The organism is Alkalisalibacterium limincola (assembly GCF_008017755.1).
GTDB lineage: Bacteria > Pseudomonadota > Gammaproteobacteria > Xanthomonadales > Xanthomonadaceae > Alkalisalibacterium > Alkalisalibacterium limincola.
Window position 1 is genome coordinate 218,032 of sequence record NZ_VRTS01000005.1, and the last position, 22,282, is coordinate 240,313.

The 22,282-nt window shown below is 70.0% G+C and carries 16 protein-coding genes and 1 riboswitch; of the genes, 14 read left to right on the plus strand and 2 right to left on the minus strand.

Features of this window, described 5'->3' with window-relative positions; all coding sequences use genetic code 11:
* Positions 1–57 precede the first annotated feature (57 nt).
* The 12 genes from FU658_RS09095 (at position 58) to FU658_RS09150 (ending at position 15,515) form a co-directional block, all read left to right on the plus strand.
* Positions 58–1,839 (plus strand): ExeM/NucH family extracellular endonuclease, encoded by a 1,782-nt coding sequence (locus FU658_RS09095; RefSeq protein WP_147891789.1) that lies wholly within the window; start codon positions 58–60, stop codon positions 1,837–1,839.
* Between the two features lie 64 nt (positions 1,840–1,903).
* Positions 1,904–2,581 carry an alpha/beta hydrolase gene (locus tag FU658_RS09100; RefSeq protein ID WP_147891790.1) on the plus strand — a complete coding sequence of 226 codons (678 nt, stop codon included), beginning with the start codon at positions 1,904–1,906 and terminating at the stop codon, positions 2,579–2,581.
* 2 nt (positions 2,582–2,583) lie between these two features.
* Positions 2,584–3,711 carry a cell division protein ZapE gene (gene zapE, locus FU658_RS09105; RefSeq protein ID WP_147891791.1) on the plus strand — a complete coding sequence of 376 codons (1,128 nt, stop codon included), beginning with the start codon at positions 2,584–2,586 and terminating at the stop codon, positions 3,709–3,711.
* Positions 3,712–3,868: 157 nt separating this feature from the next.
* On the plus strand, positions 3,869–4,438 hold the full coding sequence (locus tag FU658_RS09110) for a cupin domain-containing protein (protein ID WP_147891792.1): 570 nt from the start codon (positions 3,869–3,871) through the stop codon (positions 4,436–4,438).
* A gap of 34 nt (positions 4,439–4,472) precedes the next feature.
* A riboswitch (cobalamin riboswitch) is annotated at positions 4,473–4,696 on the plus strand.
* A 379-nt stretch (positions 4,697–5,075) separates the two neighbouring features.
* Entirely contained in the window at positions 5,076–7,400 is a 2,325-nt protein-coding gene (locus tag FU658_RS09115; RefSeq protein ID WP_147891811.1) for a ribonucleoside-diphosphate reductase subunit alpha, read from the plus strand.
* Between the two features lie 47 nt (positions 7,401–7,447).
* Positions 7,448–8,407, plus strand: a complete 960-nt coding sequence (locus tag FU658_RS09120) for a ribonucleotide-diphosphate reductase subunit beta (RefSeq protein WP_147891812.1) — start codon at positions 7,448–7,450, stop codon at positions 8,405–8,407.
* Between the two features lie 83 nt (positions 8,408–8,490).
* Positions 8,491–9,804, plus strand: a complete 1,314-nt coding sequence (locus FU658_RS09125; protein ID WP_147891793.1) for an amidohydrolase — start codon at positions 8,491–8,493, stop codon at positions 9,802–9,804.
* 23 nt (positions 9,805–9,827) lie between these two features.
* Positions 9,828–11,129, plus strand: a complete 1,302-nt coding sequence (locus tag FU658_RS09130) for an amidohydrolase (RefSeq protein WP_147891813.1) — start codon at positions 9,828–9,830, stop codon at positions 11,127–11,129.
* Between the two features lie 9 nt (positions 11,130–11,138).
* Entirely contained in the window at positions 11,139–11,966 is an 828-nt protein-coding gene (queF, locus tag FU658_RS09135; RefSeq protein ID WP_147891794.1) for an NADPH-dependent 7-cyano-7-deazaguanine reductase QueF, read from the plus strand.
* 116 nt (positions 11,967–12,082) lie between these two features.
* Positions 12,083–12,514 (plus strand): hypothetical protein, encoded by a 432-nt coding sequence (locus FU658_RS09140; RefSeq protein ID WP_147891795.1) that lies wholly within the window; start codon positions 12,083–12,085, stop codon positions 12,512–12,514.
* Positions 12,511–13,977: an ATPase domain-containing protein gene (locus FU658_RS09145; protein WP_147891796.1), complete on the plus strand. Its 1,467-nt coding sequence runs from the start codon at positions 12,511–12,513 to the stop codon at positions 13,975–13,977. The genes FU658_RS09140 and FU658_RS09145 overlap by 4 nt, the downstream gene beginning before the upstream one ends.
* Positions 13,974–15,515 (plus strand): diguanylate cyclase domain-containing protein, encoded by a 1,542-nt coding sequence (locus tag FU658_RS09150; protein WP_147891797.1) that lies wholly within the window; start codon positions 13,974–13,976, stop codon positions 15,513–15,515. The genes FU658_RS09145 and FU658_RS09150 overlap by 4 nt, the downstream gene beginning before the upstream one ends.
* A gap of 8 nt (positions 15,516–15,523) precedes the next feature.
* On the opposite strand, the gene FU658_RS09155 is transcribed toward FU658_RS09150, so the two are convergent.
* Positions 15,524–17,590: a TonB-dependent receptor gene (locus tag FU658_RS09155; RefSeq protein WP_147891798.1), complete on the minus strand. Its 2,067-nt coding sequence runs from the start codon at positions 17,588–17,590 to the stop codon at positions 15,524–15,526.
* A gap of 120 nt (positions 17,591–17,710) precedes the next feature.
* On the opposite strand from FU658_RS09155, the gene FU658_RS09160 reads away from it, so the two are divergent.
* Positions 17,711–18,136 carry a YkgJ family cysteine cluster protein gene (locus tag FU658_RS09160; RefSeq protein ID WP_147891799.1) on the plus strand — a complete coding sequence of 142 codons (426 nt, stop codon included), beginning with the start codon at positions 17,711–17,713 and terminating at the stop codon, positions 18,134–18,136.
* A gap of 41 nt (positions 18,137–18,177) precedes the next feature.
* On the plus strand, positions 18,178–20,406 hold the full coding sequence (locus FU658_RS09165; protein ID WP_147891800.1) for an NADP-dependent isocitrate dehydrogenase: 2,229 nt from the start codon (positions 18,178–18,180) through the stop codon (positions 20,404–20,406).
* A gap of 290 nt (positions 20,407–20,696) precedes the next feature.
* Here the strand turns inward: FU658_RS09165 and FU658_RS09170 are convergent, their stop codons facing one another.
* Positions 20,697–21,896 carry a BON domain-containing protein gene (locus FU658_RS09170; protein WP_147891801.1) on the minus strand — a complete coding sequence of 400 codons (1,200 nt, stop codon included), beginning with the start codon at positions 21,894–21,896 and terminating at the stop codon, positions 20,697–20,699.
* Positions 21,897–22,282: the final 386 nt, after the last annotated feature.

Below are 22,282 nucleotides of genomic sequence, written 5' to 3' on the forward strand. Positions count from 1 at the left end.
CCCGGCCTGTTTGCGACGCCGCCCTTCGGGGCGGCGTCTTCGTTTCCGGAGCATTAAATGACGCTTCCACCGCGCGTGGCCCTGGCTGCTTCCCTCGCGTCGACGCTGGTGCTCGCACTGGCGGCGTGCACGGCCCCCGAGCGCGAGGCACGGGTGCTGCTCATCGGCGAGGTGCAGGGCAGCGCTGAAACCAGCCCCCACCTGGGCGCGGAAGTGCGCGTCGAGGGTGTGGTGACCGCGACCTTCCTGGAGGGGCTGGACGGCTTCTTCATGCAGTCCGCGCCGGACGAGGACGACGGCGACCCGGCGACGTCCAACGGCCTGTTCGTCGTCCGGGGCCTCGCCGACCTGTCGCACGTGCAGCCGGGCCAACGGGTGCAGGTGCAGGGCGAGGTGCTCGAACTGGGCCGCGACGGCGAGACCCTCACCGCGATCCGTGCCGATGGGCTGGGCGACCTCGGTCGGGCGAGCGTGGTCCCGGCCCTTGTCCAGGCACCGCCGACGGATCCGGGCGACTGGGCCCGGCTGGAAGGCATGCTGGTGCGCATCGAAGCACCCCTGACGGTCAGCGGGAACGGCGGCCTGTTGCGCTTCGGGGAACTGGTCGCCAGCTTCGACGGCCGCCTTTACCAGCCGACCGAACTGCATCCACCCGGCCCCGCGGCCGAGGAGGAAGCACGACGCAATGCCAGGGTGCGACTGCTGCTCGACGACGGCAGCGATGCCGAGTGGCCGGGCGCGATCGCCTACCTGCCGGACCCGCCGGATCACTCCGCGCCGCTGCGCGTGGGTTCGATGCTGGGGCCGGTGACCGGCGTGGTGGACCGGCGTCGCGGGCACTACCGCCTGATCCCGACGCAGCCGCTGGAGATCGCCGAACAGGCCGGGCGGCCGGTCCCGCCCCGGATCGAGGGGGGCCTGCAGCTGGCCGCGCTGAACCTGGAGAACCTGTTCAATGGCGACGGCCGTGGGGGTGGCTTCCCGACCGAACGCGGCGCCCCCACGCCGGAGCTGTTCGCGATCCAGCAGGCGAAGCTCGTGGCGACGCTGCAGGCACTGGACGTGGACATCGTCGCGCTCAGCGAGATCGAGAACGACGGCCGCGGGGACGACACCGCACTGGCGGGCTTCGTGGACGCGCTCAATGCGGCCGGCCCGGTGCGCGACTGGTCCCACGTCGACTACGGTCCGGGCCCCGGCAACGATGCCATCCGGGTGGGACTCATCTACCGCAGCTCACGGGTGCGTCCGCACGGCGCACCGCTCAGCAGTGCCGCGCCGGTCTTCGCCTGGGGCAGCCGGCCACCGCTGGGCCAGGCCTTCCAGACCAGCGAGGGGAGCAGCTGGCTGGTCATCTCCAACCATTTCAAGTCCAAGGGCGGATGCCCCGACGCAGCCCACCCCCAGGCCCGTCCGGGAGACGCCGACCAGGCCGATGGCCAGGCCTGCTGGAACGCGCACCGGGTCGCAGCAGCGGAGGCGCTGGCGGACTGGATCGACAGCGATCCTGCAGGTATCGGTAGCGAAAATACGATCATCCTCGGCGATTTGAACAGTTACGGACAAGAGGATCCGCTTCGCGCGCTGCAGGCGCGGGGGTGGCAGGACGCCTTGCTCGCCGCCGGCATGGAGCGTCCCTACAGTTATGTGTTCAACGGCCTGTCCGGGCGGCTGGACCATGCGCTGGTGCACGAAAGCCGGCTCGACCGGGTGCGCGATGCCGCGATATGGCACGCGAACGCCGACGAACATGCGGGCTTCGGCTACGAAAGCGACGACTCCAGACGGGCCTGGCGCAGTTCCGACCACGACCCGCTGCTGCTCGGAATCGACCCCTGAGCGGCCCGGTGTACCGGACCGTATGCTCGGGTACACTGGCCGACCTGAAGCGATGACCCAGCCTATGAGCGAGCACCACGACCGCTTTCCCAACGAGGCCGGCACCTTCTTCATCGATGGCCCGGCCGGGCGCATCGAGGTGGCCGTCGACCTGCCCGAGCCCGAGTGCGCATTGGACGTGGTGGCGATCATCTGCCACCCGCTGCCGGTCGAAGGCGGCACGATGCACAACAAGGTGGTCACGATCACCGAACGAGCGCTGCGCGAGCTGGGTGCCAAGACGGTGCGCTTCAACTTCCGTGGTGTCGGCGAGTCCGAGGGCGAGTTCGACGAGGGCCGCGGCGAAACGCTGGACCTGCTGGCCGTGGCCGAGTGGGTGCAGAAGGTGTTGCCCAACCACGCGCTGTGGTTGGCCGGCTTCAGCTTCGGCGCCTACATCAGCCTGCTCGGCGCGCGCCACCTGCCGGTCAGGCAGATGATCTCGATCGCGCCGCCGGCCGGGCGCTGGGACTTCTCCGCCGTGCTGGTGCCCGAGTGCCCGTGGCTGGTCATCCAGGGCGAGGACGACGACATCGTGGACCCGAACGAGGTCTACCGCTGGATCGACGACCTGGCGGAAAAGCCCCAGCTGGTGAAGATGCCGGAGACCGGCCACTTCTTCCATCGCCGGCTGATGGACCTGCGCGGTGCGATAAAGAACGGCGTGCGCAAGAACCTGCCGGCCCCCTCCGACGCCGACTGAGCATGGGTGGCCGCGAGCACGCCGCCGTGGCCGGTGACGCCGCGACGCCCCCGTCGCAGACCTACGCGGCCGGCGTGGACGACGGCCGCTGGACCCGGGACCCGGCCCAACGCCCGGTGCTCGACGCCCTCGACCGCATCCATGCCGAGCTGGCCCGGGCCCGGCGCCGCGGCCCGCTGCGCCGGCTGACCGCGAAGTTCCGCCCGCCCGACGCGGTGCGCGGGCTGTACCTGTGGGGCGGGGTCGGTCGGGGCAAGACCTTCCTGGTCGACCTGCTGTTCGCGCAGGCGCCGGTGCGGCGTCGCTGGCGCATCCATTTCCACCGCTTCATGCAGCACGTGCACGCGCAGCTGGCGGCAGCCGGCGAACGCAGCGACCCGCTCGACGGCGTGGCCGCGGAGATCGCCGCGCGGGCCAGGCTGCTGGTGCTGGACGAGTTCTTCGTCAGCGACATCGGCGACGCGATGATCCTCGGGCGCCTGCTCGAGGGCCTGTTCGAGCGCGGCGTCACGCTGGTGACCACCTCCAACATCGAGCCGGCCGGACTGTACCGCGACGGCCTCCAGCGAGCGCGCTTCCTGCCGGCCATCGCCTTGATCGAACAGCACTGCGAGGTGCTGGAGCTGGTCAGCCCCCGCGACTACCGGCTGCGCCAGCTCACCGCCGGCGGGGTCTACCACCAGCCCCTCGACTCCGAAGCCGAAGCGGCACTGGCCGCGGCCTGGACCCGGCTGACCGCGGAGGCGCCCCTGCTGGAGGGTCCGCTCGAGGTCAACGGCCGGGTGCTAGAACCCAGGGCGATGGCCGAAGGCGTGGTCTGGTTCGAGTTCGCCGAGCTGTGCGACGGTCCGCGCGCGGTGGCCGACTACATCGAGATCGCGCGCGACTTCCACACCGTCCTGCTGTCGGGCGTGCCGGACTTCGACGAACGCAACGAGAACGCGGCGCGGCGCTTCGTTCACCTGGTCGACGAACTCTACGACCGCCAGGTGAACCTGGTGCTGTCCGCCGACGCCGACGCGGTGTCGCTGTACAACGGCCAGCGCCTGCACAAGGAGTTCGAGCGTACCGGTTCGCGCCTGGTCGAGATGCAGTCGGCCCAGTACCTGGCGCTCGAGCACCGTCCCTGAGACTGGGCGGGGCCGGCGAAGTTGAATCGCCGCTGAGCTGAAACCCGCCTGAAACGGCGTTTTCCCGGTGCTTTCACATGCCGGGCGTCTACTCTCTCCACGGCCGCAACGCCCCCGCGTCTGCGTTCTCCCCTGCACCACCCGAGAGTGACACGGAATGTCCAACGCACTGACCGACCGGCTGCGCAGCAGCCTGCGCACCCACCTGATGTCCGCCAACCCCGACCTGGCCGTGCTGGCCCGCACGCTGGGGGCCGAGATCCGCGCCGATGCCGATGGCCTGGCCCGGGCCTACGCACGCTGCAGCAATCGCCAGGCGCGCTGGCGCCTTTACGGCCGCGATCGCTTCGGCGCCACGGCCGAGCTGCACTGCCTTCCGGGCGGCGCCTGGACCGAACTGCACGACCACGGCGCCCTGTGGGGCGTGGACGTCCTGGTCGAGGGCGCGCTGGAAGTGGAGTCGTGGACGCTGGGTCCCGACGGCCCGCTGGCTGGCAGCAATCGACGCACCTGGCTGGGCCCGGGCGATGCGCTGTGGTTCGAGCGCGAGGACGCCTATGCCCACCGCTGCCGCAACCTGAGCGCCACGCAGCCGGCGCTGACGCTCAACGTGCTGGGCGGCGAACTGGAGCAGGTACGCCATTTCATGCGCTCCCCGCGCCGCTGGGTGACCAGCCACCGGGCCCCGCCGCCGCTGGAACCGATGCCGGCCGAGTTCGCCGCCTGACGCTACATCTCGCGTTGACGCGATCGATCGACCCCACTATCTTGTGTCCGTCGGTCCCGCTGGCGTGCGCCAGTGGATTAAAAGGGAAGTCGGTGCGGCCCCCGGGCCAATGCCGACGCTGCCCCGCAGCGGTAGGTGGAAACGAACGCCGAACACGGCACTGGGGCCCTGCCCCGGGAAGCCCGGCAAGTAGGTGGAGCAGGCCCCGGCCCGCCCATGTCCATGAGCCCGAAGACCTGCCGACAGCCGCGTGAAGCACACACGCGCGGTACCGGCTACAGGGCTTCCGCGGGGAAGCGGCCGGACGATGCGACGGGCCAGGCGCCCGTGGCCGTGTCGTCCCGTCGCCACACGTGAAGGCCCGGCGCCCGAGGGGGTGCCGCCGCAGGCGTGAGGCCCTCCCGGCATCCGGGAGCGGCGCGTGGCCTGTCGTGGCATCGGCTCGATCCGCGGTCCTGCGAGGGACGGGCCGCGACCCGTGCATCGCATGGAGCCGCACATGACCACATCCGACACGACCCTCGCCGAAGCCGACGCCGGCACCCGCTTTGTCCCGATCCAGAACACCCCGGCCACGCCGGGTGTCGAGCCCGACGCGCCAGCCCTCACGCTGACCCCGCCGCACCATGCCGGCGGCATGAGCGTCACCAAGCGCCACGGCGGCCGCGAGCCGGTCGACCTCGGCAAGATCGTGCGAGCGATCACCCGCGCCGCCGATGGGCTGCACGCGGTCGACCCGATGCGCGTGGCCACGCGCACCATTTCCGGCCTCTATGACGGCGCCACCACCGCCGAACTCGACGAGCTGTCGATCCGCACCGCCGCGCTGCTGACCGCCGAGGAGCCCGAGTACGGCCGGCTGGCGGCACGCCTGCTGGCGCAGGTGATCGCCAAGGAGGTCGGCGGCCAGGAGATCCACGCGTTCTCGCAGTCGGTGGCCCGCGGCCACGAGCTGGGCCTGATCAACGACCGCCTGCTGGAATTCACCCAGACCCATGCGCGCAAGCTCAACGACGCGCTCGACACCGGCCTGGACCGCCGCTTCGACTACTTCGGCCTGCGCACGCTCTACGACCGCTACCTGGTGCGCCACCCGAAGACGCGCAAGGTCATCGAGTCGCCGCAGATGTTCTTCCTGCGCATCGCCAGCGCGCTGAGCGAGACCATCGACGACACGCTGGCGCTGTACCGGCGCATGGCCGAGCTGGACTACCTGCCCAGCTCGCCGACGCTGTTCAACGCCGGCACCACGCACGAACAGCTCTCCAGCTGCTTCCTGCTCGACTCGCCCGAGGATTCGCTGGAGTCGATCTACGCGCGCTACATGGACGTGGCCAAGCTGAGCAAGTTCAGCGGCGGCATCGGCCTGAGCTACACCCGCATCCGCTCGCGCGGTTCGCTGATCCGCTCCACCAACGGGCTGTCCAATGGCATCGTGCCGTGGCTCAAGACGCTCGACGCCTCGGTGGCGGCGGTCAACCAGGGCGGCAAGCGCAAGGGCGCGGCCTGCGTGTACCTGGAGCCCTGGCACGCCGATGTCGAGCAGTTCCTGGAGCTTCGCGACAACACCGGCGACGAGGCGCGGCGCACGCACAACCTGAACCTGGCGAACTGGATCCCGGACGAGTTCATGCGCCGGGTCGAGGCGGACGGCGAGTGGTCGCTGTTCGACCCGCACGACGTGCCGCAGCTGACCGACCTGTGGGGCGAGGCCTTCGAGCGCGCCTACGCCCAGGCCGAGGCCGCGGGGCTGGCGAAGAAGACGCTGCGCGCGCGCGAGCTGTACGCGCGGATGATGCGGACGCTGGCGCAGACCGGCAACGGCTGGATGAACTTCAAGGACAAGTCCAACCGCGCCTGCAACCAGACGGCCAAGCCGGGCAACGTCGTGCACCTGTCGAACCTGTGCACCGAGATCCTGGAAGTCACCTCGCAGTCGGAGACCGCGGTGTGCAACCTGGGCTCGATCAACCTGGGGCAGCACGTCGCGCGCGACGAGCAGGGCCGCCCCTGGTTCGACTACGGCAAGCTGGCCGAAACCGTGCGCCTGGCGGTTCGCCAGCTCGACCGCGTCATCGACCTGAACTTCTACCCGATCCAGACCGCGCGCGCGGCGAACCTGCGCTGGCGCCCGGTCGGGCTGGGCGCGATGGGCCTGCAGGACGTGTTCTTCAAGCTGCGCCTGCCGTTCGACTCCGCACCGGCGCGCGAGTTGTCGCGCCGCATTGCCGAAGAGATCTACTTCCACGCGCTGAATGCGTCGCTGGAGTTGGCGCTCGAGCACGGCCCGCACCCGGGCTTTCCCGACACCCGCCTGCATGACGGCGAATTCCAGTTCGAGGCCTGGGGCGTGGCACCCACCGACCCGGAGCGCTGGCAGCGCCTGCGCGAGCGCATCCAGGGCCACGGCGTGCGCAACTCGCTGCTGGTGGCGATCGCCCCGACCGCGACAATTGCCTCGATCGCCGGCTGCTACGAGTGCATCGAGCCGCAGGTGAGCAATCTGTTCAAGCGCGAGACGCTGTCGGGCGACTTCCTGGTGGTGAACCGCCATCTGGTCGAGGAGCTCAAGCAGCTGGGCCACTGGACCCCGCAGATGCGCGACCGCATCAAGCTCGCGGAGGGTTCGATCCAGGGCATCGAGGAGATCCCGGAAGCGCTCCGCCGGGTCTACCGCACCGTCTGGGAACTGCCGATGCGCGCGCTGATCGACATGGCCGCCGATCGCGGTGCGTTCATCGACCAGAGCCAGTCGCTGAACCTGTTCATCGAGAACCCGAACATCGGCCAGTTGAGTTCGATGTACATGCACGCCTGGAAGCGGGGCCTCAAGACCACCTACTACCTGCGCTCGCGGCCGGCGACGAAGATCAACAAGACCACGGTGGGCGACACCACGGCCGCGAACGCGGCGTTGATGTGTTCGCTGGAGAACCCCGAATCCTGCGAGGCCTGCCAGTGAGCACCCCAAGACTGCTGGACCCGGGCTTCGAGCTGACGCTGCGGCCGATGCGCTATCCGAAGTTCTACGAGATGTACCGCGATGCGATCCGCAACACCTGGACGGTGGAGGAGGTGGACTTCTCGCTCGACGTCAACGACCTCACGAACAAGGTGGGCGACGCCGAGCGCCACCTGATCGAACGCCTGGTGGCGTTCTTCGCCACCGGCGACTCGATCGTCTCCAACAACCTGGTGCTCAACCTCTACCAGCACATCAACTCGCCCGAGGCGCGCATGTACCTCTCGCGCCAGCTGTACGAGGAAGCGCTGCACGTGCAGTTCTACCTGACCCTGCTCGACAGCTACCTGCCCGATCCCGAGGCGCGCACCAAGGCATTCGCCGCAGTCGAGAACATTCCCTCGATCCGGCGCAAGGCCGGGTTCTGCTTCAAGTGGATCGATTCGATCCAGGGCCTGCAGCGCATCGAAACGCCGCAACAGCGGCGGCAGTTCCTGCTCAACCTGGTCTGCTTCGCCGCCTGCATCGAGGGCCTGTTCTTCTTCGCCGCCTTCGCCTACGTGTATTACCTGCGCTCGCGCGGGCTGCTGCCGGGCCTGGCCTCGGGCACCAACTGGGTGTTCCGCGACGAATCGATGCACATGAACTTCGCCTTCGAGGTCATCGACACGGTGCGCAAGGAGCAGCCGGAGCTGTTCGACGCCGGCCTGGAGCGCGACATCCGCGCGATGCTGGCCGAGGCGATCGAGTGCGAGGTGGCGTTCGCGCAGGACGTGCTGTCGGGTGGCGTGGCCGGGCTGTCGATCAAGGACATGCGCCAGTACCTGGAGTACTGCGCCGACCAGCGCCTGTCGCGGCTGGGCTACGCGAAAGCCTACGAGGTCGGCAACCCGTTCGGCTTCATGGACCTGCAGGACGTGCAGGAGCTGACCAACTTCTTCGAGCGGCGCGTGTCGGCCTACCAGGTCGGCGTGAGCGGCGAGGTGGCGTTCGACGAAGCGTTCTGAGCGGGCAGGGACATGCGGCGGCGCTTCAACCGCGTCGCCGCATGCCGCATGATGGCTTCGACATCGACCAACCGGAGTCCGTCATGCGCCTGCTCCCGCTCGCCGCCGTATTGCTGTGCGTGTCCCTGCCCACCACCGCACAGGACGCCGGCGCACTCGACGTCGACGCGTTGGCCGGCCCGGTCGACGCGCGCGTGGTGGAATGGCGCCGCGACATCCACCAGCATCCGGAACTGGGCAACCGCGAGTTCCGCACCGCCGGCCTGGTGGCCGAGCACCTCGAGGCACTGGGCCTGGAGGTGCGCACCGGCATCGCCCACACCGGCGTGGTCGGCATCCTGCGCGGTGGCGCCGGCGAGGGCCCGAAGATCGCACTGCGCGCGGACATGGACGCGCTTCCGGTCACCGAGCGCACCGGCCTGCCGTTCGCCTCGACGGTCACCACCGAGTACCGCGGCCAGACCACCGGCGTCATGCATGCCTGCGGCCATGACGCCCACACCGCGATCCTGATGGGCGTGGCCGAAGCGCTGGCCGGGGTGCGCGAGCAGCTGGCGGGCGAGGTGATGTTCATCTTCCAGCCCGCCGAGGAAGGTCCGCCCGAGGGCGAGGAGGGCGGGGCCTCGCTGATGCTCGATGAAGGCCTGTTCGCCGACTTCCAGCCCGAGGCGGTACTGGGCCTGCACGTGATCGCCGGCATCGCGTCGGACACGATCGCCACCCGCCCGGGGCCGTTCATGGCCGCGTCCGACCGCTTCTCGATCACCGTGAAGGGGCGGCAGGCGCACGGCTCGCGCCCGTGGTCGGGCGTGGACCCGATCGTCGCCGCCGCCGACATCGTCATGACCGCGCAGACCCTGGTCAGCCGCCAGGCCGAACTGACCCGCGCCCCGGTCGTGCTGACCTTCGGCGCGTTCAACGGCGGCATCCGCAACAACATCATCCCCGACGAGGTCGAGCTGATCGGCACGATCCGCAGCTTCGAGCCGGACATGCGCGAGAAGCTGTTCGAGGGCCTGCGCCGGGTGGCCGAGAACGTCGCCGCCGCACACGGCGCGACCGTCGAGCACGCGATCCCGGCCGAGGCCGGAAACCCGGTGGTGCGCAACGACGAGGACCTGCTGTCCCGGGTCAAGCCCAGCCTGGAGCGCGTTGCCGGTGCCGGCAAGGTCATCGAGATCGATCCGATCACCGGCGCCGAGGACTTCGCCGAGTTCGGCGCGCATGCGCCGGCGCTGTTCTTCTTCGTCGGGGCCACGCCGCCCGGTGCGGACATGGCGGCGGTGGCCAGCAACCACTCCCCGGAATTCGACGTCGACGAGGCGGCGCTACCGCTCGGAACGCGGGCGATGCTGCAGGCCGCGCTGGACCTGCTCGATGCGGGGGCGTCGCAGTGAGCGCGGCACGACGCCTCGGACCGGTGCCAGCACTCGGCTTCGCGCTGGCGCTTTGCTTCGCGCCGGTCCAGCCCGCGCAGGCGGCGGACATCGACGCGCTGGCCGCCGATGTCGGCGAAGCGGTGGTGGCCTGGCGCCGCGACATCCACCAGCACCCGGAACTGGGCAATCGCGAGTTCCGCACGTCCGCGCTGGTGGCGCAACACCTGGAAGGCCTGGGCATGGAGGTGCGCACCGGCATCGCCCACACCGGCGTGACCGGCCTGCTCAAGGGCGGGCGTCCCGGCCCGCGCATCGCATTGCGTGCCGACATGGACGCGCTGCCGGTCACCGAACGCACCGGCCTGCCCTTCGCTTCCACCGTCACCACCGAGTACGCCGGACAGACCACCGGCGTCATGCACGCCTGCGGCCACGACGCCCACGTGGCGATCCTGATGGGCGTGGCGCAGGCGCTGGCCGGCATGCGCGGGGAACTGCCCGGCGAGGTGCTGTTCGTGTTCCAGCCGGCCGAGGAAGGCCCGCCGCCGGGCGAGGACGGCGGTGCGTCGATGATGCTCGATGAAGGCATCTTCGACGACGTCGAGCCCGAAGCGGTGTACGGGCTGCACGTGTGGGCCAGCCTGCCGGTCGGCCAGCTGGGCTACCGCAGCGGCCCGATGATGGCGAGCGCCGATCGCTGGGTGCTCGACATCGCAGGCCAGCAGACGCACGGGTCGCGCCCGTGGGGCGGCGTCGACCCGATCGCGATCGCCGGCCAGGTGCTGGCGGGCATGAACGCGATCATCGCCCGGCAGATCGACATCACCTCATCGCCGGTGGTGCTGTCGCCGGGCCGCATCGAGGGCGGCATCCGCTTCAACATCATTCCCGACACGGTGCAGATGGAAGGCACGCTGCGCACCTTCGACATGCAGGTGCGCGAGGACGTCATCGCGCGCTTCGCCCGGACCGCCAGCGCGATCGCCGAGGCCGCCGGGGGCAGTGCCACGCTGGAGGTGGAGAACTCCGCGCCGGTGACCGCCAACGATGCGGCCCTGACCACGCGCGTGCTGCCGACCCTGCACGCGGCGGTCGGCGAGGCCAATGTCGTGGAGATGCCGTTGATGACGGTGGCGGAGGACTTCTCCGAATTCGCCAACCGCGTGCCCGGCTTCTTCTTCTTCGTCGGCTCGACCTCGCGCGGCATCGACCCGGCCACCGCGCCGAACAACCACTCCCCGGAATTCCTGCTCGACGAGGAGAGCCTGGACGTCGGCGTACGGGCGATGCTGGCGCTCGCGCTTGCGCACCTGGTCACGCCCGGGGGCACGGCCAGCGACTAGAATGTCGCGATGACGACCCCCGAAAGTTCCCTGCTGGGCAAGCCCACCGCCTACCCCGACGCCTACGACCCGGCCCTGCTGTACCCGATCCCGCGCGCCCCGAAACGTCACGAGCTCGGCATCGACGGGGCCTTGCCGTTCACCGGCTGCGACGTGTGGAACGCCTACGAGCTGGGCTGGCTGGATGCGCGTGGCAAGCCGAAGGTGGCGCTCGGCGAGTTCCGCGTGCCGGCCGACTCGCCGAACATCATCGAGTCCAAGAGCTTCAAGCTCTACCTCAATTCCCACGCCCAGGAACGCTACGACGGCCCCGACGCGTTGCGGGCGCGCCTGGTCGAGGACCTGTCCGCCGCCGCGGGCGCCCCGGTGAGCGTGGTGGTCGTGCCGACGACGGTCAGTGGCCACGGCCAGGTCGAGGGACTCTCGGGCGACACGATCGACGACCTGCCGGTGGCGATCGACCACTACGGGCCGCCGAGGCCGGACTTCCTGCGCGCCGACGGCGGGGAAGTGGTCGAGGAGACGCTGGTCTCGCACCTGCTCAAGTCGAACTGCCCGGTCACCGGCCAGCCCGACTGGGCCAGCCTGCAACTGCGCTACCACGGGCCGAAGATCGACCGCGCCGGCCTGCTGCGCTACCTGGTCAGCTTCCGCGGGCACAGCGATTTCCACGAGCAGTGCGTGGAGCGGATCTTCACCGACCTGATGCGCCAGTGCCGCCCGCAGCGGCTGAGCGTGTACGCGCGCTACACCCGCCGCGGCGGCCTCGACATCAACCCGTTCCGCAGCTCCAGCGGCGAGACCCAGCCGGGCAATCCGCGCACCGTGCGGCAATAACGCGCACGCCATCGCCCGCGGCGGTCGTCGTCATCGGGAAAGATTCATTGCGCTGCGCCGGCAAAGGCGTAGTGTGGGGTGTTCACGCTACGCTGCCTGCTAAGGACGGTCTGACTGTGGAACGCCCGGAAACCGAGCTGCTCCACGCGTTCGTGTCCCGTCACATCGACGCGGCCCGCGACGCGGGCGCCGTCGCGGACGCCACCCTTGCAACGTGGATCAGCATCGACCGGGCACTGCAGCCGATCCTCGGGAAGGGCGGTGTGGCCGGCCTTTACCGGCGCAGCCTCCACCTCGCCACCGACCAGCACCCCTGGCTGAGTCCGGAGACCACGCAAGCGTCCGCACGAGACGCCGACCCCGACGCCCTCCACGCCGTGCTGGCGCGGCGGCCGACCGCGGAGGCCCAGGCGGGTGCGGCCAGCTTCCTGCGCCATTTCGATGCGCTGCTTTCCAGCCTGGTCGGACCCGCGCTGACCGCCCGCCTGCTCGGCCCGGTCTGGGCCGGCAACCCCGGGGCCTTGAACGAACAGGACACACGGCAATGAGCACCAGAGTGACGATCAAGCGCCTCGAAACAGGGGTTCCCGGCCTCGACGATATCCTCGGCGGCGGCATTCCCGAACTGTCGTTCAACCTCATCGTGGGCCCTCCCGGCTGCGGCAAGACCACGCTGTCGCACCAGATGATGTTCTCCATGGCCAGCACCGAGCATCCGGCGCTGTTCGTGACCGTGCTCGGCGAGCCGCCGGTGAAGATGCTGCGCTACCAGCAGCAGTTCGACTTCTTCGACACCGAGGCGGTGGGCGATTCGATCCACTACCTCAACCTGTCCGAGGAAGCACTGGCGGGCGACCTGGACCGGGTGCTGGAGCGGATCACGCGCGAGGTGGTGGCGCGCCGGCCCCGCTACATCTTCGTGGATTCGTTCCGCTCGGTGGTCGTGGCCAGCCAGTCGGCCGGCAATGCCGACGGCGCGATGCAGGAATTCGTGCAGCAGCTGGGCATGCTGATGGCGAACTGGCAGGCCACCACCTTCCTGATCGGCGAGTATTTCAGCGACAACGACCCCAACCCGGTCCTGACCGTGGCCGACGGCATGCTGTGGTTGAGCCAGAGCGTCGAGCGCAACTCGATGGTGCGCAAGATCGAGGTCAAGAAGATGCGCGGGCAGCCGACGCTGCCGGGCCTGCACACCTTCCGCATCAACAGCCAGGGGCTCCGGGTGTTCTCGCTCGGGCGCACCTCGCTGGCCGACGGCGGGGAATCCAAGGCGCCGCTGGAGGGGCGGCTGTCGATGGGCGAACCCGAGCTCGACGCGATGCTCGGCGGCGGGCTGCCCCGCGGCTATTCGTTGCTGGTGGCCGGGCCCTCGGGCTCGGGCAAGAGCATCCTGGCCGCCGAATTCCTGGCCGAGGGCGCGCGCCGGGGCGAGACCGGGGTCATCGCGGTTTTCGAGCAGAATCCACACCGCGCGCGGCATCGCACGGTGGCGCAACTGGTGGCCAGCGGCCAGGTTGGACTGGTCGATTCCCATTCCGCCCCGGACCTGTCGATCGCGGAGATCCTGTGCCTGCTGCTCACGGAGATCCGCCGCCTCAAGGCCACCCGCGTGGTCATCGATTCGCTGTCCGGTTTTGAACTCGCGCTGGCGCCGACCTTCCACGCCGACTTCCGCGACAGCCTCTCGCGCCTGGTCGCCTCGCTCGCGTCATCCGGCGTGACCGTGGTGCTGACCTGCGAGCTGGAGGACCGCTACACCGACTTGCGCTTCAGCCCCTACGGCACCGCCTTCATGACCGACGCGATCGTCGTTCAGCGTTACATCGAGGTGGAGAGCGAGCTGCTGCGGATGATGGCGGTGGTCAAGGTGCGCGCCAGCAACCACTCGTGTGAGCTGCGCCAGTACGCCATCGACGAGCGCGGGATCCGCGTGGGCGAAAAGCTGTCCGGCCTGGCCGGCCTGCTCGGCGGCCGGCCGGAATCCAAGCCCCCGGGGAAGGCGGGATGAGCCCGACGGGCGACCGCAAGCGGCACCGGGGCGCCGGACGGGACGAGGAGCTCGCGCGCCTCAGGGACGTCAACGAGGCCCTGATGTGTTCGGCGCTGGATGCCCAGTCCCGGGCGGAGCACCTGGACCGGGCCCTGGACGAGTTGGCGCACGCGGCCAAGCTCGACCCGCTGACCCGGCTGCCGGACCGCTCGCACCTGCTTGACCGGTTCGAGCACGCGATGGCCCAGGCCCGTCGCAATGGCACGCGGGTGGCGGTCCTGTTCGTCGACCTGGACGGCTTCAAGCAGATCAACGATCGCCTGGGGCACACGGTGGGCGACCAGGTGCTTCAGTGGGCCGCCAAGGTGATCGTCGGGGCGGTGCGTGAGGTCGACACGGTCAGCCGCCACGGGGGCGACGAGTTCGTCATCGTGCTCGACGTCGTCGCCGATGCCGACACGGCGACGGTGGTGGCACAGAAGATCATCGCCGCGCTGGCCCGTCCCTGTCCGGTGGGCGAACACAGCGTGCGCGTGAGCGCCAGCATCGGCGTGAGCCTGTTTCCGGAGCATGGCGAGGATGCGACCACCCTGATCGCGCGCGCCGACGCGGCGATGTACCAGGCCAAGCGTGGCGGTGCCGGGGCCTTCCGCGTCCATGGGGACACGCCCGAGGAGGGCACGGACCTCCCTGCGACCGCCCCGGGCCCGGCCATCGAGATGCGTGATCCGGATCGCCTGCAGATGCAGGAGGCCAACAGCGAGCTGGTGTTGGCCGCACTCGATGCCCGGCAGCTGCTGTCCGCCTGCGAGAAGGCCCAGCAGCGCCAGACGGCCTTCATGGGCGTGCTGGCCCACGAGCTGCGCAGCCCGCTCACGCCCATCCGCATCGCCGTCGGAATGCTGGGGCGTGGCGGCGACGACGACGAGTTGCAGGCCCAGCTCAAGGCGGTCATCGACGGACAGGTCACGCGAATGGCCGAACTGGTTGGTGACCTGCTTGAGGTCTCGCGCATGCGCACCGGCAAGCTGCACCTGAGCTGGCAGCGCATGGACCTGCTCCAGGTGGTCGGCAAGGCGGTCGAAAGTGCCCGCCTGTCCTCGCAGGAACACGGCCAGCACCTTGGACTGGAAGCCCCCGCAGGCGAAGTGTTGATCCGCGGCGATCCGGCGCGGCTGGGGCAGGTGCTGGCGAACCTGCTCGACAATGCGATCCGCTACACGCCCGGGGACGGACGCATAGACGTGGCTGTGACCTCCGCGGACGGGGTCGCCAGCGTCATCATCGACGACAGCGGCATCGGCATCACCGAGTCCGCACTGCCCTTCATCTTCGAACCCTTCGTCCAGGACACCCATGCGGTGGCCAGCACCAAGTCCGGCCTGGGCATAGGCCTGACCGTGGTGCACGAACTGGTGCTGGCACACGGGGGCAGCATCGAGGCCAGCAGCGAGGGCGTCGGCTGCGGCAGCCGTTTCGTGGTGACGCTGCCGCTCGACGACACCAAGGGCTTCACGCCTCCGCGCCGCCGGGACGCCGGGGACGCCCCCGCCTGAAACGGACGTCAGGGGCTCCAGCTCACCACCAGGTAGCCGGTACGCCCGGCGCCCGGGAAGTAGCGGAAGTTGCCGAAGGCCAGGTCCGCCCGCTCCGCGTAGCGGCGGTCGGTGAGGTTCATCACCCGCGCCCCCAGCGTCCAGTTCGCCCCGAGTGCCCGTCGCCAGCGCAGGTGCAGCAGGTCGTGGCCGCCATAGCGCTGGGTGTTGCCGGCGTCGAGGAAGTAGCCGCCCTGGTGCACCCATTCCAGTTCGACCTCGCCCAGCCATTCCCGGGCATGGCCCAGGCGCGTGCCACCCAGCCAGCGCGGCGCGCTGTCGACCTCGTTGCCCCGGGTGATCACCTCGCCGCCGCCGATGGCGCTGTCGAAGCGGTAGCGCTGGATCGCGTACGCGGCATTTCCGTCGAACCACCAGCCCGGCGCGAAGCGCCAGCGCGCGTCGAGCTCGACGCCCCGATGCGAGGTGCGCCCGTCGGAGATGTTGAATCCCTGCGCGTCGCGCAGGATCACGTTGCGCTTGTCGTAGGCGTAGGTGGTGGCCGCCAGGTCGAGCCGGTCGGCGCGGTGTTCGATGCCCAGCTCGATTCCGTCGAGGGTTTCGCTGTCCAGGTCGGCCACGTCCTGCCCACGCTGCAGCCGATAGAGCTCGGCCGCCTGCGGGAAGCGGAACGCGCGCGCGAGGCGGCCCTTGAGCTGCCAGCGGCCGGTCGCATCGAGCCGGTGCAGGTAGCCCAGCTGGGCCGAGAGGCCGGAGAACGTGTCGCGCCGATCGGCCGGCCGGTTGAACAGGCAGCCGCCGGTGTCGTTGCCGACGGCCGGACAGGGCGTGCCGTCCTCGCGCAGGTTCCCCGCCGCGGCACGGGTGTCGTAGTCGTTGCGCAGGCGCTCGCCGCGCAGGCCCAGCAACAGCGAACCGCGCTGGCCGACCCGGCGCTCGGCCTCGCCGAACAGTGCCGCCGACCAGGCGTCGACCCGGTAGTCGTAGTGCACCCCGGCCGGGCGGATCGCATTGTTGAGCGGCGAGGAGTCGGTCAACGCGAACGGCTGGTCCTCCAGTACCGTGCCCGAGGCGCGCTCCAGGTCGGTGCCCAGTTGCAACTGCCAGTCACCGGCCTGGCGCCGCCACATCAGCTGGGCGCCGGCGCTGTGGCTGCCGGTCTCCTCCAGGGGTTTCCCCGGACTGAAGTGCTGGATGAAGCGCAGCTGGTCGCGGCGCGCGTAGGGCACGAAGACCAGTTCGCCGCCACCGGCCAGCACCCAGGTCCAGCGACCCTGCAGCCGCAGCGCCCGGCCATCGCGGAACGCCTCGGGATTGGCGTTTTGAAAGCGCCGCTGGTCACGGTAGGACTGGAAGCCGGTGATGAACCCGGCCGTCTCCTGGTTGAGGTTGGCCGCGCTGAGCAGCAGGCGCGGGGCACCCGTGGCCTCCGGCATCGCGAGCTGCGCGGTGAGCTTTTGCTGGTCGAAACCCTCCTCCTCGCGGAAGCTGCCGGCACTCACGCCGTACAGGTCCACCCGCCACGGGGCCACTGCGTCGGGCCTGCCCAGCCCGGCCTGGATGCGCTCGTAGTCGTGGCCGCCCACTTCCACCCCCACGCCGAGACCGCCCGGGTCATCGGGCCGGCGCGGCACCACGTTGATGACCCCATGCAGCGCATTGGACCCGTGCACGGCAGAACCCGGGCCACGCAGCACCTCCACCGCGCCCGCCTGCTCGGTGTTGAGTTCGAACATCTGGTTGACGTTGCAGAAGCCGGTCGGCCGGATCGGCACGCCGTCTTCGAGGGTGAGGAAGGCGCCGCAGGCCCCGGGCCCGGTCAGCACCGGCGAGCGGATCGACAGCAGCTGCTCCTGGCCGCTGCCGCGGCTGGCCCACACACCCGGCACCCGCGCCAGCAGTTCGTTGGCGTGGGTGGCGCCGGTCGCGGCGATCGGGTCGGCGGTGATCACCGAAACCGATTCCGGACGCTCGGCGGCCACCGCCTCGGTGCGCCCGGTGACGGTGATCGTGTCCAGGCGCGTGGCCTCGTCCTGCAGGCCCAGGGCCAGCATCAGCGGTAGGGAAATGAACATCCACGCATGCTAGCAAGCCCCCCCGTGCACGCGGGGTGGTGCTTGCCCTAGAATCCGCGGCCGAAACCCCCGCGGCATGTCGCCCCGGGCCCCACCCCGCTTGCATCGAGTCCCGCGGGCATGAGCCATCCCTGTTTGCGCTGCGGCGCGTGCTGCGCCCATTTCCGCGTGGCCTTCCACTGGTCCGAGGCCGAGCCCCTCCTGGGCGGATCAACGCCCCCGGAGCTGACCGAAAAACTCGACCCTCACCGGCTCAACATGCGCGGCACCAGTGCCCGCGCCCCGCGCTGCGTGGCGCTGGTCGGCCAGGTCGGCGAGGCCGCGCACTGCGGCATCTACGCACAGCGCCCCAGCCCCTGCCACGAACTCAAGCCGGCCTGGGAGGACGGCACGCCCAGCCCGCAATGCGACCGCGCACGCCTCGCCCACGGCCTTCGCGCGCTGACCCCGGAGTGCTGGCTGCAGCCGCTGGTGCCGTCTCCGGGCGTCGACCGGCCTGATCCAGACGCGCCCGCGGGCGGGCGCGCTTTGCTCCGCGACGCCTAAACCGCGAAAATGGCGGTTTACTCCGCAGCGGGCCCGATTCCATGACCGATACGCCGAAGATCCTCTACACCCTGACCGACGAAGCGCCTTTCCTGGCCACGGCCTCGCTGCTGCCGATCGTGCAGGCCTTCGCAGCGACGGCGGGGATCGCGGTGGAAACCCGGGACATCTCGCTGGCGGCACGCATCCTGGCGCAGTTCCCCGAGCGCCTGGGCGACAAGGCGGTGCCCGACGACCTGGCCGAGCTGGGCGAGCTGGCGAAGACGCCGGACGCGAACATCATCAAGCTGCCCAATATCAGCGCCTCGATGCCGCAGCTCAAGGCGGCGATCCGCGAACTCCAGGGCCAGGGTTTCGACCTGCCCGAGTATCCGGAAGAGCCTGCCGACGACGCCGAGCGCGACATCCGCTCGCGCTACGACCGGGTCAAGGGCAGTGCGGTGAACCCGGTGCTGCGCGAGGGCAACTCCGACCGCCGCGCGGCGGCCTCGGTGAAGGGATACGCGCGCAAGCACCCGCATCGCCTGGGTGCGTGGAGCGCCGATTCGAAGTCGCACGTGGCGCACATGCAGTCCGGCGACTTCTACGGCAGCGAGCGCTCGGCCACGATCCAGGATGCCGGCACGCTGCGCATCGAGCTCGCCGCCACCGACGGCACCACGACGGTGCTCAAGGACAAGGTGGCGGTGCAGGCCGGTGAGGTCGTCGACGCCGCGGCGATGAGCGCTTCGGCACTCGCCGACTTCATCGACGCGCAGATCGAGGACGCGCGCAGCAACGACGTGCTGTTCTCGCTGCACCTCAAGGCGACGATGATGAAGGTGTCCGATCCGGTCATGTTCGGCATCGTGGTCGAGCGTTTCTACCGCGACACGCTGCACAAGCACGCCGCGGCGCTGGCCGGGGTGGGCTTCTCGCCCGACAACGGCATCGGCGACCTGTACGCGGTGCTGCCGAAACTTCCCGAGGCCACCCAGGCCGAGATCAAGGCCGACCTGGAGGCGGAGTACGCCAGGCGTCCGTCACTGGCGATGGTGAACTCCGACAAGGGCATCACCAACCTGCACGTGCCCAGCGACGTCATCATCGACGCCTCGATGCCGGTGCTGGTGCGCGACTCCGGCCGCATGTGGAATCCGGCCGGCGAGCTGCAGGACACCAAGGCGGTCATCCCCGACCGCAGCTACGCGACGATCTACCAGGCGGTCATCGACGACTGCAAGGCGAATGGCGCATTCGACCCGGCGACGATGGGCAGCGTGCCCAACGTCGGCCTGATGGCGCAGAAGGCCGAGGAGTACGGTTCGCACGACAAGACCTTCCGCATTCCGGCCGATGGCACGGTCCGCGTCGTCGACGCCTCGGGCAACGCGGTATTGGAGACCCCGGTCAAGGCCGGCGACATCTGGCGCATGTGCCAGACCCGCGACGGCGCGATCCGCGACTGGGTGAAGCTGGCGGTGACCCGCTCGCGCCTGTCCGGCACCCCGGCGGTGTTCTGGCTGGATCCGCAGCGTGCCCATGACGCGCAGCTGATCGCGAAGGTCGAGGCCACCCTCGGCGAGCACGACACCTCGGGCCTGGACATCCGCATCCTGGCCCCGGTCGAGGCGATGAAGCTGTCGCTTGAGCGCATCCGCCGTGGCGAAGACACGATCTCGGTGACCGGCAACGTGCTGCGCGACTACCTGACCGACCTGTTCCCGATCCTGGAGCTGGGCACCAGCGCGAAGATGCTGTCGATCGTGCCGCTGATGGCCGGCGGCGGCCTGTTCGAGACCGGTGCCGGCGGCTCCGCACCCAAGCACGTGCAGCAGTTCACCGAAGAGAACTACCTGCGCTGGGATTCGCTGGGTGAGTTCCTGGCACTGGCCGCCTCGATCGAGCACCTGGCACAACGCCACGGTGATGCGCGCGTGCGGGTGCTGGCCGATGCGCTGGACCGCGCCAACGCCAAGGTGCTCGACAACAACCGCAGCCCGTCGCGCAAGGTCGGCGGCCTGGACAATCGCGGCACGCACTTCTACCTGGGCCTGTACTGGGCACAGGCACTGGCGGCGCAGGACGAGGACGCAGGGCTGAAGGCGAAGTTCAGCGAGATGGCCATCGAGCTGGCCGACCAGGAAGCGCAGATCCTGGGTGAGCTTTTGGCGGTGCAGGGGAAGCCGGTCGACATCGGCGGCTACTACCGACCCGACATGGACACGCTGTCGAAGGCGATGCGCCCGAGTCCCACGCTCAACAGCGCACTGGAGCGGTTGCAGGGCTGACGCCGGAGGCAAAAAAAAACACGGCGTCGCCCGCTCCCAGGCCACGCCGTGCTCCACGCATTCCCTGCGCTGATCGCGATCCTGCGATCGGGGGTCCACGCATCCTTTCGCTTGGCGCCCGGCCTCCTGGCCGATCCGGGGACACTCCTGTGTCCGCCGGGCTGTCCATCTATCCTTCTAGCGCCTGGAACCTTCGAACCCGGTTCCGGGGTGCGGTCCTTTGCGTGGTCCCGACCGTCCATTGCGGGGACCCGTATCGCCCACTCCGTGGGCTACGTGGGGTGCGGCAATCAGTTGCCGCCGATCCTCAGGGCGCTCGCATCGACGCGGGTGACGCCCTCGGTGTCGGCAGCCAGGCGCACGGCCTCGTTGATCTGGGCCTGCGTCTCGACCTCGCCGCTGAGATGCACGACGTTGTCGCGCGTCTCGACCGAGATGTCGAAACCCGACACATCGCCGTCGGCCAGCAGCTTGGACTTCACCTTGGTGGTGATCCAGGCGTCGCCCACGGCCTCGCCGGCGCCACGACGATCGTCGTCGCGATCGGCAGTGCGCGTGGTGCCATCGGTGCGCATTCCCGCGCCGGTGCCGGTGCCGGTGGCGGTGCCCGTCCGTGGGGCCGCCGTGGTGCCGGGGGCGGCACGCGTACCGCGCTCATCCCGGGCATCGGTGGTGCGCGCATCCGTACGCGCATCGGTGCGATCGCGCTCCGCGCCGGCGCGTCGCGCCTGGCCGGCGGTGGTCTCGACCCGGAGCTCGCTCGCGTCCACGCGGGTCACGCCCTCGGTCTCCCGGGCCAGGCGCACGGCCTGGTCGATCTGCGCCTGGTTCTCGACCTCACCGCTGAGGTGCACGACGTTGTCGCGCGTCTCGACCGAGATGTCGAACACCGAGACATCGCCATCGACGGCCAGCTTGGAGTTCACCTTGGTGGTGATCCAGGCGTCGCCAACGGCCTCACCCGCGGTGCGACCTTCATCGCGATCGGCGCTGCGACCGGTCGTGCGGTCGGCAGTTCGGTCGGCCGTACGGTCACGGGCTTGCGTGCCGGCACCGGTGGTGTGCGCCGGGGCACGATCGCTGGCGCGGTCGGCGCCGACGGCATCGCGCACCTGGCCGGTGGCGGTCTCCACGCGCAGGGCGGTCGCGTCCACGCGGGTCACGCCCTCGGTCTCGCGGGCCAGCTGCGTGGCACGCGTCACCTGGGCCTGGCTTTCCGCCTCGCCCGAAAGGTAGACCACGTTGTTGCGCGTCTCCACCGAGACATCCAGGCCGGAGACGTCGCCGTCCGCGAGCAGCTTGGACTTCACCTTGGTGGTGATCCACGAATCGTTGATCGCCTCGCCGGCATCACGCGACTGCTCGGCGTGGGCGGCGGTGTGGTCGTCGGCGATCGCGCGGGCCTCGACGGGGGACAGGCCGGAGACCAGCAGGACGGCCGCCAGGCTGGCGCCGGAGAACCACGTCTTGCGAAGGGCAGTGATCTTCATGATCGAAACTCCTTGGATCCTTGGGGGATGGAACGGGCGCGCCGGGGGAGGCGTCCCTCAAGGGGTAGTACGCATGTTGCGTGCCAACGCTTGGCGGCTATGGCAATCAATGGTTTACGTGGATTCCGGGGCGCTCCGGCCAGTGCAATCTGCAACGTGCACGACGGTGCGTGGGCAATCTGCAAGGACCGCGACGGGGTGTCGACGGCACGCGTGCTAGATTCCGGGCATACCCGTATTCGAGGATGGCCCGATGACCCGCCTGACCCTTTGCGCCGCCCTGGCCCTTGCGCTGAGCGCCTGCACCGACGCTCCGCCCCCGGCCGACTCCAGCCCGGCACCCGCCCACCCCCGCGGCCCGAGACCCGCGAGGCCACTGCCCCCGC